Source organism: Pseudoxanthomonas suwonensis 11-1, from assembly GCF_000185965.1.
GTDB classification, from domain to species: Bacteria; Pseudomonadota; Gammaproteobacteria; order Xanthomonadales; family Xanthomonadaceae; genus Pseudoxanthomonas; species Pseudoxanthomonas suwonensis_A.
Map to the genome: position 1 here is coordinate 552331 of NC_014924.1, position 12320 is coordinate 564650.

Consider the following 12320-nt stretch of genomic DNA (forward strand, 5'->3'; position numbering starts at 1 on the left):
GCCATGCGCATGGCACGCACGCTTCCGGCCAGCCGCCAGCGCGGCTACTCGCTCAAGGACGGCGACAGCTTCCTGGTGAGCGATGCCTCCGGCGACATCCACGGCGACGAGGTGGCCGACGGCCTGTTCCACGAGGGCACCCGGATCCTGTCGCGGCTGCGGCTGGGCATCGACGGCGAGCCGCTGACGCTGCTGGGCGCGGCCACCGCGCACGACCGGGTGGTATTCACCGCGCACCTGACCAACCGCCCGCTGCCGCCGATCGGCGACAGCGTGGCGGCGGGCAAGGGCGTGATCCACGTCGAGCGCTCGCGCTTCCTGTGGCAGGGTCGCCTGCACGAGCGCATCGCCTGCTCCAACTACGACCGGGTGCAGGTGTCGTTGCCGCTGACGATCGAGTTCGGCGCCGATTTCCTCGACATGTTCGAGGTGCGCGGCATGCAGCGTGCGCACCGCGGCAGCTATCCGCAGGTACTCGCGCAGGCCGATCGCGTGGTCCTGCGCTACGCGGGGCTTGATGGCGTGGAGCGGCGCACGGTGATCGCCTTCTCGCAGGCACCGACGGCACTCGACGGTGGGATGGCCCGGTTCGACCTGGAGCTGGGTCCGCGCGAGCACGTCACCCTGTACCTGGAAGCGGGGGCGGAGGTCGGGCAGCCCGAAGCCACCCGCCATCGCCGGTCCATGGCCCAGGCGCGGCGGGCGCTGCACGGGCGCCGGCGCCCCGGTGCACGCCTGCGCGGCGGCGGCCTGCTGTTCGATGCCTGGGTGGAGCGTTCGCGCACCGATATCGCCCTGCTGGCCAGCGACCTGCCGACCGGTCGCTACCCGTACGCCGGCATCCCCTGGTTCTCCACGCCGTTCGGACGCGACGCGATCATCACCGCGCTGCAGATGCTGTGGCTGGATCCGGGGCTGGCGCGCGGCGTGCTTGCCTACCTGGCCGAGCGCCAGGCCGCGGAGGATTCCAGCTTCCGCGATTCGGCGCCCGGCAAGATCATGCACGAGACCCGCAAGGGCGAGATGGCGGCGCTGGGCGAGATCCCGTTCGGCCTCTACTACGGCGGCGTCGATACCACCCCGCTGTTCCTGGTGCTGGCCGGGCGCTACTTCCGCCGCACCGGCGACCGCGCCTTCATCGACCAGCTGTGGCCGGCGCTGCAGCGTGCGGCCGGCTGGATCGAGCGCAGCTGCGATGCCGACCCGGACGGCCTGCTGGCATACGCGCGCGGGGAGGCCAGCGGCCTGTCCAACCAGGGCTGGAAGGACAGCGGCGACTCGGTGTTCCATGCGGATGGCAGCCTGCCGGAAGGCCCGATCGCCCTGGTCGAAGTGCAGGGCTACGCCTGGGAAGCGCTGCGGACGATGGCGTCGCTGGCGCGCGAGCGCGGCGACATGATCGCCGCCGCCGGATGGGCGGCGCGGGCGGATCGCCTGCGCGCCACCGTGGAGGCACGCTTCTGGGACGAGGACCTGGACTTCTACGCGCTGGCCCGCGATGGCGCCGGGCGCATGTGCCGGGTGCTGGCCTCCAATCCGGGCCACCTGCTGTACGTCGGCCTGCCGGCGCCCGAACGCGCGCAGAGGGTGGTCGCGCAGCTGGCTTCGCCGCGCTTCGACAACGGTTGGGGCGTGCGCACCCTGGCCAGCGACCAGCCGCGCTACAACCCGATGTCCTACCACAACGGATCGGTATGGCCGCACGACGTGGCCCTGTGCGCGGCAGGCATGGCCCGCTATGGTGCACGCCGCCAGGCCGCGCGGCTGCTGGGCGAGGTGTTCGAGGCGGCGACCCATTTCGACATGCGCCTGCCCGAGCTGTTCTGCGGTTTCCCGCGCAGCGCGGGCGAACCACCGATCGCCTATCCGGTGGCGTGCACGCCGCAGGCCTGGGCGGCCGGTTCGGTGTTCATGCTGCTGCAGGCCTGCCTGGGCCTGGAGATCGATGCACCGGCGCGGGAGGTGGTGATCACGCATCCTCAGTTGCCGCCGGGCGTGGACGGCTTGCGGGTGGAATCCCTGGATGTCGGCGATACCCGCATGGACCTGGCCTTCCAGCGCATCGGCGGACGCGTGGTGGCCGCGCGTGCGTTCGGGTCAGAAGGCGTACGGGTAACGGTACGAATGTGAGTCCGCCCCGCCGCAGCCCTACTGGAAACCGTAGCGCACCACGTGGAAGAAAACGGGGGCGGCGAACACCACCGAGTCGAGGCGGTCGAGCACGCCGCCATGGCCCTCGATCATCTCGCCCCAGTCCTTGGCGCCAAGGCTGCGCTTGACCGCCGACAGCGCCAGCCCACCGAGGAAGCCGCACAGCACGATCAGCGCCGAAAGCCCCGCCGACTGCAGCGGCGAGAACGGCGTCGCCCACCACAGCGCCGCGCCGACCGCGGTCGCCGCCAGGCCGCCACCGACCAGGCCCTCCACGGTCTTGGATGGGCTGACCTGCGGCGCCAGCAGGGTGCGTCCGAACAGCTTGCCGAATACGTACTGCAGCACGTCCGACAGCTGCACCACCAGCAGCAGGTAGAACAGCAGCAGCAGGTTCTGGCCTTCGTAACCGGGGATCTTCAGCAGCATCAGCGCGGGGGCGTGGCTGAGGCAGTACACCGTCAGCATCAGGCCCCATTGCACCTTGGTGGTGCGCTCGAGGAAGCCGGTGGTGTCGCCCTGCAGCGCGGCCACTGCCGGCAACAGCAGGAAGCCGTACACCGGGATGCACATGACGAACAGGCCGTACCACTCGATCCCGATCAGGAAGTACTGCAGCGGGATGGCGATGTAGAAGCACAGGCACAGCGACAGGTGGTCGCCGCGCCGGGTCGGGGTGAGGGTGAGGAACTCGCGCAGGGCCAGGAACGAAAGCAGGCCGTACAGCACCAGGGTGGCGATCTTGCCGGCGAGGAAGCACACCAGCAGCACCGCGGCCATCACCCACCAGGCGCGGATGCGGGCGTTGAGGTTCTCCACCACCGGTCCCGGACGGCTGCGCGCCAGCAGCGTGCCGATGAGCGTGGCCAGCACCAGCAGTCCGATCACGCCGCCGATCAGCCACCAGAAGCGCTGCGGCGCCAGGGCCAGGGCGCTGCGCAGGAAGCCGTTGAGGTCGAGGGTATCCATGGCGGTCGTGTGTCCCTACCAGGTGGTCGCCGGTGCCAGCGCGCGCACCGCTTCGCGCGCGCGTTCCAGGTAGCCGGCCTTGTCCTCGCCCGGCAGCAGCGGCAGCGGCGCGCCGAAGCGCACGGTGCAGATCAGCGGCACCGGCAGCAGGCTGCCCTTGGGCATGCTGCGGCGGGCGTTGTCGAGGTACACGGCCACCGGTTCCACCTGGGGGTATTGCGCGGCCAGGTGGTAGAGGCCGGCGCGGAAGGGCAGCAGTTCAAGCTCCGCATTGCGCGTGCCTTCGGGGAACAGGATCAGCGAGTCGCCGCGCTCAAGCGCCTCGCGCAGCGGCGCCAGCGGATCGGCGCCGGGCTGCTCGCGGTTGCGGTCGATCAGCACCGCATTGAGTCCGCGGCCGGCGACCAGGCGGCGCAGCGCGCCCTTGCCCCAGTAGTCGCGCGCGGCCACGGGGCGGGTCTGCCGGCGCAGCGCGGGTGGCAGGGCCGACCACAGCGCCACCGTGTCCAGGTGGCTGGCGTGGTTGGCGAAGTAGATGCGCTGCCGCGGTTCGGGAGCGCAGCCGATCCAGCGCGGATACGCACCGACCAGCGCCTTGCTGGCGGCGACGAGGAGGGCGTCGATCACGGGGCGCGTCCGCGCAGCGCTATGGCGATCGCACGCGTGCGGGTGATGCAGGTGGCCAGCGAGCCCAGCGCGATCACCATCGCCGCCACCTCGAGCATCCGCGCGGCAAACGGCCACCATGGCGATGGCGCCGCAAGCACGCAGCCCGCGGTCATGGCGAACATCCGCTGCTGCTTGGCCATCGGCCCGCGGAAGTCGTGGCCCAGGCCAAGGCCGGCGCCGGTCTGGCGGATGTAGGCGGTGAGCGCCGCCAGCAGGGCACCGCACCAGCCCAGCCAGGGCTGGCCGGCCGCGTAGCCGAGGGCGACGATCAGTAGCGAGTCGGCAACGCGGTCGGGAAACTCGTTGTACAGGGCGCCGGTCGCTGTCTGCTTGCCGCCCTCGATAGCGACCATGCCATCGAACAGGTTGCACAGCAGGCGCAGCTGGATGCCCAGTGCGGCGAGCAGCGGGCCAGCGGGGGCAGGCAACAGCAGCAGGGCGGCCGCGCCGGCGGCGGCGAACAGCACGCTGGCCACCGAGATCTGGTTGGGGGTGATGGAGGAGCGGGCGAGGGCGGCAGCGATGGCCCGCGCCCAGCCGGTGTTCCTTGAGGCCAGTGGCCTGCGATCGTCGTCCTGACTCATGCGTCGATCCTAGCGCAGGGGAATGGTTGCAGCAGCCGCCGGTCGTCGGCGGAGCAGGCGGCAGGTGGCCGGTGCCTCCGGCGAGGAGGCAAAAGAAAGGCCGCCCGGAGGCGGCCTTTCGATACGGCTTGCAGCGAGGCTTACTTGAGCTTCGCGTCGGCGCGCAGCGCCTCGGCGCGGTCCGTCTTCTCCCAGGAGAAGGCGGTGGCGACCTGCTTCTTGCCGGCACCGTCGGTGTAGCTCAGCTCGAACGGCTTGCGGCCGAAGTGGCCGTAGGCGGCGGTGGCCTGGTAGACCGGGTGCACCAGGTCCAGCATCTTGATGATGCCGTACGGGCGCAGGTCGAAGTGCTTGCGGATCAGCTTCTCGATCTGCGCGTCCGGGATGCGGCCGGTGCCGAAGGTGGTCACCGAGATCGAAGTCGGCTCGGCCACGCCGATGGCGTAGGAGACCTGCACCTCGCACCTGTCGGCCAGGCCGGCGGCGACCACGTTCTTGGCCACGTAGCGGGCGGCGTAGGCGGCCGAACGGTCGACCTTGGAGGGATCCTTGCCCGAGAACGCGCCACCGCCGTGGCGGGCCATGCCGCCGTAGCTGTCGACGATGATCTTGCGGCCGGTCAGGCCGCAGTCGCCCACCGGGCCGCCGATCACGAAGATGCCGGTTGGGTTGATGTGGACCTTCTTCTTCGGCAGCGACTCCAGCCACTTCTTCGGCAGCACCGGCTTGAGGATGTGCTCGTACACGCCCTCGACCAGGTCCTTCTGCTTCACGCCCGGGTCGTGCTGGGTGGACAGCACCACGGCGTCCAGGCCAACGACCTTGTTGCCGTCATAGCGCAGGGTGACCTGGCTCTTGGCGTCCGGGCGCAGCCACGGCAGCTGGGAGTTGCGCTTCTTGCGGATCCTGGCCTGCTGCTCGACCAGGCGGTGCGAGTAATAGATCGGCGCCGGCATGAACTCCGGCGCCTCGTTGCAGGCGTAGCCGAACATCAGGCCCTGGTCGCCAGCGCCCTGTTCCTCCGGCTTCTTGCGGTCCACGCCGGCGGCGATGTCCGGGGACTGCTTGCCGAGCATGTTGATGATGGCGCAGGTGTGGCCGTCGAAGCCGACGTCGGAGTTGTTGTAGCCGATGTCGTTGATGACCTTGCGGGCCAGGCCTTCGATGTCCACCCAGGCGCTGGTGGTCACTTCGCCGGCGACGATGGCGGCGCCGGTCTTCACCAGGGTCTCGCAAGCCACGCGGGCGCGCTTGTCCTGCGCCAGGATGGCGTCGAGGACCGCATCGGAGATCTGGTCGGCGATCTTGTCCGGATGGCCCTCGGAGACCGATTCGGAGGTGAAGAGATAGCTGGACATCGGGCTATATCCCTGTATTCGGATGAAAAGATGGCCGCGCATGATACACGCGTGGGGCCCGCGGTGCATTCTGCTCCGCACGGGGTTGGGAACCGTTAAAGGAAACGGGCGGCCCGCGCCTCGGCGTGAAGGCCGGCTGCTAGCATCCGGGCATGGATTCACTGACCCAGATCGTCCTCGGTGGCGCGCTTGCCGCCGCCATCGCCCCCGCCCGCCACCGCCGCGCCGCCCTGCTGGCCGGCGCCGGACTGGGCACCCTTCCGGACCTGGACTCCCTGCCGATCAGGCTGGCTACCGCCGACCCGGTGCTGCTGATGACCGTGCACCGCAGCTTCAGCCACTCCCTGTTCGTGCTGCCGCTGGTCGGCTGGCTGCTGTGGTGGCTGTTCCTGCGTCATGGCCGCGGGCGGGTGGCGGAGTCGCCGCGGCGCTGGTTCTGGGCGATCCAGCTGGCCCTGGTCACGCATCCGCTGCTGGACGCGTTCACCGTCTACGGCACCCAGCTGTGGTGGCCGCTGCCGGTGGCGCCGACGATGTGGTCCAGCGTTTTCATCATCGATCCGCTGTACACGGTCTGGTTGCTCGCCGCCTGCGTGGTGGCCTGGTTCGCCCGGGCACGCCCGCTTGCCCAGCGCGCCCTGCTGGCGGGGCTGGTGCTGAGCAGCGCCTACCTGGGCTGGTCGCTGGTGGCCAAGGCCATGGTCGACCGCCAGGCCGAACGCACCCTGGCGGCGATGGGCCTGGGCGATGCGCCGCGGTTCTCGGTGCCGATGCCGTTCAACACCCTGCTGTGGCGGGTGGTGGCGATGACGCCCGGCGGCTTCGTCGAAGGCGAGTACTCGCTGGTGGCCGACACCGGCGCGATCGCGTTCCGTGGCTACCCGTCCAACACCCAGGCACTGGGCGAGGCCGCCGGTATCCCGGCGGTGCAGCGCCTGGCCTGGTTCAACCACGGCTTCATGAAGGCGCGCGAGCGCGATGGCCGGCTCGAACTCTCCGACCTGCGCATGGGCTCGGAGCCGGACTACACCTTCGTGTTCGCGGTGGCCGAGCGCGATGCGGAGGGCCGCTGGCAGCCGATCCCGCCACGACAGCTGCGCCTGCCCTGGGAAGCGCGCCGGCGGCTGGGGCCGATGTGGCGGCGGATCTGGGAAGCCCCGCCGACCGGCCCCGCCCCGCCCGGTGACTGAGCGCGACGGCGTCCATCGGCGCGCGACCGCACGTACGCGTCAGCCTTCCAGTCGCACCCTTTCGCGCACCGGTGGGCCCACGCGCGTGGCGCTGGCATACCCCTGCTGCAACTGCAGCGCGGCAGCGACATCGCCACGCTGCAGCCGCTCGTATGCGGCGTCGCCCATCGCATCGCGCAACTGCCGCTCGATGCGGTCGTAGACGATGCGGTACTCGGCATACGGCGTGCGTGCGCCGGCGATCATGCGGATGTGGCGTCCGCTGACGCCGGTCTCCTGCGACAGCGCGTCGACGGAGGTGTTCGCGGCGAAGGCGGTGGGAAGGGCGGCCATTGCGACCGCGAAGAGCGCGATGCGTGCAGACATGACAGCCTCCGGGGCTGGGCCCGAAAGGGAAGCCGCGGGCGGACCCGCGTACCGGAGCGGGGGCTCCGGTGGCCGCAGCGTCGCGCCGGCAACGGCGTGGCCACAGTGCCGGATTGCACCCTGCCATTGGTACCGTTCAAGCGATGGACGGTTAAATGAAGCAACCAGTCCGCAACGATCGGGAACTCAGGCGACTTCCGCCAGCACGAAGGGCATGCCCGCTTCCAGTGCGTCGAAGTATCCGCGGGTCAGCGCAAGCTGCTCGGCGGCGGTCTGGGCGCGGTTGACCACCGCGCGGAAGGCGGCGTTCTCGGCGCGGTCCTTCGCGTACCAGCCCAGGTGCTTGCGCGCGATGCGCACGCCCTGTTCCTCGCCGTAGAACGCGTGCAGGGCCTGCAGGTGGCCGAGCAGGATGTCGCGCACCTCGGCCACGGACGGCTCGGGCAGTTCCTCGCCGGTGCCCAGGTAATGCGCGATCTGGCGGAAGATCCAGGGCCGGCCCTGGGCGGCGCGGCCGACCATCACCGCGTCGGCGCCGGTGTGGCGCAGCACGAAGGCGGCCTTGGCCGGCGAATCGATGTCGCCGTTGGCCAGCACCGGGATGCGCAGCCGCGACTTCACCTCGGCGATGGTGTCGTACTCGGCCTGCCCGGTGTAGTGCTGGTTGCGGGTGCGGCCGTGGATGGCCAGCGCGGCGATCCCGGATTCCTCGGCGATGCGGGCGATGGTGGGCGCATTGCGCACCTCGGCGCACCAGCCGGTGCGGATCTTGAGCGTGACCGGGACGTCCACCGCCGCGACCACCGCCTCGAGGATCCGCGCCACCAGCGCCTCGTCGCGCATCAGCGCCGAGCCGGCCCAGGCGTTGCACACCTTCTTGGCCGGGCAGCCCATGTTGATGTCGATGATCTGCGCGCCGTTGGCGACGTTGTAGCGCGCCGCCCCGGCCAGCTGCTCCGGCTCGGTGCCGGCGATCTGCACGCTGACCGGATCCGGCTCGCCGGCATGGTCCATGCGCTGCAGCGACTTGCGGGTGTTCCAGAAGCGCGGGTCGGAGATGGTCATCTCAGACACCGCCAGGCCGGCGCCCAGCTGCTTGCACAGCAGCCGGAACGGCTTGTCGGTGACGCCGGCCATCGGCGCCAGCACCACCTTCGGTTCGATCGGGTAAGGACCGATCCGCATCGCCGTCGTCGCCTCAGCCCGGGAAGCGGGCCAGTACCTCGTCGTGGCGCGGCATCGAGGCGGCCGCGCCGGCGCGCTCGGTCGACAGCGCGGCGAAACGGTTGGCATAGCGCACGTGGGTCGCGAACGGCTGCCCTGGCGCGCGCGCCAGCGAGGCGGCAAGCGCACCGTTGAAGGCATCGCCGGCGCCGGTGGTGTCGCTGGCGGTCACGCTCTCGGCGCCGATGCGGTAGTAGGGCTGGCCGTCGCCGCGCGGCTCTTCCTCGGCATGCGAGACGAACACGCCTACCGAGCCCATGGTCACCACCACGGTGCCGTGCGGCAGGAGCTTGCGGCACAGCGCGTGCAGGCGCGCGCCGTCCAGCGCGGCGACCGCGTCCGGTTCGATCCGCTCGCCGACGTGGCGCGACAGCTGGGCGGCGAACTCGGTCTCGTTCGGGGTCAGCACGTCGGCCAGGCGCAGCAGGCCCATGCTGGTCGGCGCATTGGCCGGCGCCGGGTTGAGCAGGGTGGTGGTGCCGGCCTCGCGCGCCATCTGCAGCGCGGCCTCGATCGCCTCCACCGGCGACTCCAGCTGGGCGAGCAGCACGCCGGCCTCGCCGGCCAACGCCCGGTCGGCGGTGACGTGGCCGGCGCTGAGCACGCCGTTGGCGCCGGCGCCGATCACGATGCTGTTGCGGCCACGGGCGTCGACATAGATGCCGGCGGTGCCGGTGGGCTCGCTGCTGGCTTCCGCGCGCAGGTCGATGCCGTCGGATTCCGCCAGTTCGCGGGCGAGTGCGCCACCGGGGTCGTCGCCGAGTGCGCAGATGAAGGTGGTGGGCGCGCCGGCGCGGGCGCAAGCCACGGCCTGGTTGAAACCCTTGCCGCCGGGACCGGTCATGTACTGGCCGGCGATGGTGGCGCCAGTGGCGGGGAGTTCATTGCAACGCCAGACATGGTCGACGTTGAAGGAGCCGACGACGATGACCGGATTCATGGGGCCTCTGCTGCGTCTGGACTACGGGGGAAGCCGCAAGGCCGGACGCGGGGGCATCCGGCCTGCGGCCGTGGATCAGCCGAAATGCGACAGTACACCGGCGATGGTGGCGGTCATGAAGGTGGCGATCGAGCCACCCAGCACCGCGCGCAGGCCGAAGCGGGCCAGGTCCTGGCGACGCTCCGGGGCCAGGCCGCCGATGCCGCCGATCTGGATCGCGATCGAGCTGAAGTTGGCGAAGCCGCACAGCGCGTAGGTCGCGATCAGCGCGCCTTCCTTGCTCAGGAACTGGCCGGGGACCTGGCCGTTCACGATCTGCGACAGCTCGGTGTAGGCCACGAACTCGTTGATCACGATCTTCTGGCCGATCAGCGACCCGACCGTGGTGGCGTCGGCCCACGGGGTGCCGATCACCCACGCGATCGGGGCCAGCACGTAACCCAGGATGGTCGACAGGCTGGTTGGCTTGCCGATCATGCCGGCGATGCCGGTGACCTCGCCCAGCCAGGTCAGCGGGGCGTTGACCAGGGCGATCAGGGCGATGAAGGCCAGCAGCATCGCACCGATGTTCAGCGCCAGGCGCAGGCCGTCGCCGGCGCCGGCGGCCGCCGCGTCGATGACGTTGGCGGTGTTCTTCTCCACTTCCATCTTCACCGTGCCGCGGGTCAGCGGCTCGGAGGTTTCCGGGATCAGGATCTTGGCGATCACCAGGGTGGCCGGCGCGGCCATGATGCTCGCCGCCAGCAGGTGCTTGGCATAGAACACCTGCTGCTCCGGGTCGCCGCCGCCAAGCATGCCCACGTAGGCGGCGAGCACGCCGCCGGCGATGTGGGCCATGCCGCCGATCATCATGGTCAGCAGCTCGGAGTTGGTCATCTTCGGGATGTACGGGCGCACGGTCAGCGGCGCCTCGGTCTGCCCGATGAACACGCTGGCGCAGACGCTGGTGGTCTCGGCGCCGGACACGCGCATCACCTTGGTGATCGCCCAGGCCATCGCCCGCACCACCGCCTGCATCACGCCCAGGTGGTAGAGCACGCCCATCAGCGCGGAGAAGAAGATGATGGTCGGCAGCACCTGGAAGGCGAAGATGAAGCCCACCGTCGAGGTGTCCATCAGGCTGCCGAAGATGAAGTTGGAGCCCTCGCCGACGAAGCCCAGCACGCGCACGAAGCCGTGGCTCAGCCAGTCGAACACTTCGCGTCCGCCCGGGACCAGCAGCACCAGGGCGGCGAAGGCGATCTGCAGGAACAGGCCGGTCGCGACCAGCTTCCAGTCCACCGCCCGGCGATTGTTGGAGAACAGCCAGACGATGCCGATCAGCACGGCCAGTCCGAACAGGCCGAAGCCGATCCGCCCGATTGCCTCGATCATTGAGGGGTTCCGCGAATGTTAAGGATGCGCGAAAGCGTAGCAGGTCGGCACCCTGCGCGTGTGTATGGGGGCGCGGAAAGCCCGCCAGCAAAGGCGTCGCGCGATGGTATGCGACGCGCCGGGCGGGTCCACTGCGGCAACGCCCATGCCCGCCGGCCTACACTGCGGGCACCCCCGATCCACAGGAGTGATCCCATGCAATACCGCCGCCTCGGCGCCTCCGGGCTGCAGCTGTCCGCGCTTTCGTTCGGCGCCTGGATGACCTTCGGCCGCCAGGTCGGGCGGGGCCAGGCCCGCGAGCTGGTGGCCGCGGCCTGGGACCACGGCATCAACTTCTTCGACAACGCCGAGGTTTACGCCAACGGCGAGGCCGAGCGGGTGATGGGCGACGTGATCGCCGACCTGCGACTGCCGCGCGACGGCTTTTGCGTGTCGAGCAAGGTGTTCTTCGGCTCGGCGGAGTCGCCGCGCCCGACCCAGCGCGGCCTGTCGCGCAAGCACGTGGTCGATGCCTGCCATGCCGCGCTCAAGCGCCTGCGCGTCGATTACCTCGACCTTTATTACTGCCACCGCCCGGATCCGGACACGCCGGTGGAGGAGACGGTCGCGGCGATGGACATGCTCGTGCGCCAGGGCAAGATCCTGTACTGGGGCACCTCCGAGTGGCCGGAAGCGCTGATCCGCGAGGCCGCGCGCATCGCCCGCAGCCAGCACATGGCCGCGCCGGTGGTCGAGCAGCCGCAGTACAACCTGCTGCACCGCGAGCGGGTGGAGCTGGAGTACGCGCCGCTGTATTCGGAACTGGGCATGGGCACTACCACCTGGTCGCCGCTGGCCTCGGGCCTGCTCACCGGCAAGTACGCCGGTGGCATCGGCGGGGAAGGACGGCTGGCGCAGGCCGATGCCGGCTGGCTGCAGCCGCTGGTGCTGGGCGAGCCGCAGGAGCGGCGGCTGGAGCGGGCCCAGGCCTTCGTCGAGGCGGCACGCCAGCTGGGCGAGGCCCCGGCCCCGCTGGCCATCGCCTGGTGCCTCCGGAACCGGCATGTCAGCAGCGTGATCCTGGGCGCCAGCAAGGTCGAGCAGCTGCTGCAGAACCTGGAAGCGCTGGAGCTGGCTGGCCGCTACGACGAGCAGGTCTGGCAGCGGCTGGAAGTCGTCACCACCGGCTGACCGGAATGCGTTGACACGCAAATGCGAATTATTATCATCGGCGGGTAGGCCTTCCCCCAGCCCCCGCCGGAGTCCGCAATGAATGTCCATCGCCTGAGCCTGCCGTCCCCTTCCGCACGCAGCACCCCGGCCGCCTCCGCGGCCCCGGTCGAGGTGCAGGCCCTCAGCAGCGACGAGCTGCTGCGCGGGCAGCGCGAGATCCTGATCCGCCACGGCGACCGCGTGTACCGCCTGCGCCACACCAGCAACGACAAGCTGATCCTCACCAAGTAACGCGAGCGGGACGCAGGAGATCCTGCCCCGGCTAAGCGACGCTGCTGGCGTT

12 protein-coding genes are annotated in these 12320 nt (G+C 70.4%); 4 read left to right on the forward strand and 8 right to left on the reverse strand.

Translation table 11 applies throughout. The annotated features are described in order from the left end of the window. Positions 1-9: 9 nt before the first annotated feature. The gene (locus tag PSESU_RS02480) at positions 10-2130 is read left to right on the forward strand and encodes an amylo-alpha-1,6-glucosidase (RefSeq protein ID WP_203415174.1); all 2121 of its coding nucleotides are present in this window, start codon (positions 10-12) and stop codon (positions 2128-2130) included. Positions 2131-2148: 18 nt separating this feature from the next. Here the strand turns inward: PSESU_RS02480 and PSESU_RS02485 are convergent, their stop codons facing one another. The 4 genes from PSESU_RS02485 to metK all read right to left on the reverse strand — a co-directional run bounded on the left by PSESU_RS02485 (position 2149) and on the right by metK (position 5731). Beyond that, positions 2149-3120 (reverse strand): phosphatidate cytidylyltransferase, encoded by a 972-nt coding sequence (locus PSESU_RS02485; protein WP_013534188.1) that lies wholly within the window; start codon positions 3118-3120, stop codon positions 2149-2151. Between the two features lie 15 nt (positions 3121-3135). Next, positions 3136-3747 carry a lysophospholipid acyltransferase family protein gene (locus tag PSESU_RS02490; protein ID WP_013534189.1) on the reverse strand — a complete coding sequence of 204 codons (612 nt, stop codon included), beginning with the start codon at positions 3745-3747 and terminating at the stop codon, positions 3136-3138. Further along, entirely contained in the window at positions 3744-4373 is a 630-nt protein-coding gene (locus PSESU_RS02495; RefSeq protein ID WP_013534190.1) for a CDP-alcohol phosphatidyltransferase family protein, read from the reverse strand. The genes PSESU_RS02490 and PSESU_RS02495 overlap by 4 nt, the downstream gene beginning before the upstream one ends. Positions 4374-4513: 140 nt before the next feature. Beyond that, a complete protein-coding gene (gene metK, locus PSESU_RS02500; protein ID WP_013534191.1) occupies positions 4514-5731 on the reverse strand; it encodes a methionine adenosyltransferase in 1218 nt (405 codons plus the stop codon). A 152-nt stretch (positions 5732-5883) separates the two neighbouring features. On the opposite strand from metK, the gene PSESU_RS02505 reads away from it, so the two are divergent. Continuing rightward, positions 5884-6921, forward strand: coding sequence for a metal-dependent hydrolase (locus PSESU_RS02505; protein ID WP_013534192.1), 1038 nt, complete (start codon positions 5884-5886; stop codon positions 6919-6921). Positions 6922-6960: 39 nt separating this feature from the next. Here the strand turns inward: PSESU_RS02505 and PSESU_RS02510 are convergent, their stop codons facing one another. From PSESU_RS02510 to PSESU_RS02525, 4 genes are all read right to left on the reverse strand, one after another. After that, complete coding sequence (locus tag PSESU_RS02510) at positions 6961-7287, reverse strand: hypothetical protein (RefSeq protein ID WP_013534193.1); 327 nt, start codon at positions 7285-7287, stop codon at positions 6961-6963. A 186-nt stretch (positions 7288-7473) separates the two neighbouring features. Then, positions 7474-8472 carry a tRNA dihydrouridine synthase DusB gene (gene dusB, locus PSESU_RS02515; protein ID WP_013534194.1) on the reverse strand — a complete coding sequence of 333 codons (999 nt, stop codon included), beginning with the start codon at positions 8470-8472 and terminating at the stop codon, positions 7474-7476. A 13-nt stretch (positions 8473-8485) separates the two neighbouring features. Further along, entirely contained in the window at positions 8486-9451 is a 966-nt protein-coding gene (locus PSESU_RS02520) for a ribokinase (RefSeq protein WP_013534195.1), read from the reverse strand. Between the two features lie 75 nt (positions 9452-9526). Further along, the gene (locus PSESU_RS02525; protein ID WP_013534196.1) at positions 9527-10825 is read right to left on the reverse strand and encodes a NupC/NupG family nucleoside CNT transporter; all 1299 of its coding nucleotides are present in this window, start codon (positions 10823-10825) and stop codon (positions 9527-9529) included. A gap of 195 nt (positions 10826-11020) precedes the next feature. On the opposite strand from PSESU_RS02525, the gene PSESU_RS02530 reads away from it, so the two are divergent. Both PSESU_RS02530 and hemP read left to right on the forward strand, forming a co-directional pair. Further along, complete coding sequence (locus PSESU_RS02530) at positions 11021-11995, forward strand: aldo/keto reductase (protein ID WP_013534197.1); 975 nt, start codon at positions 11021-11023, stop codon at positions 11993-11995. 78 nt (positions 11996-12073) lie between these two features. Continuing rightward, on the forward strand, positions 12074-12268 hold the full coding sequence (hemP, locus tag PSESU_RS02535; protein ID WP_013534198.1) for a hemin uptake protein HemP: 195 nt from the start codon (positions 12074-12076) through the stop codon (positions 12266-12268). Positions 12269-12320: the final 52 nt, after the last annotated feature.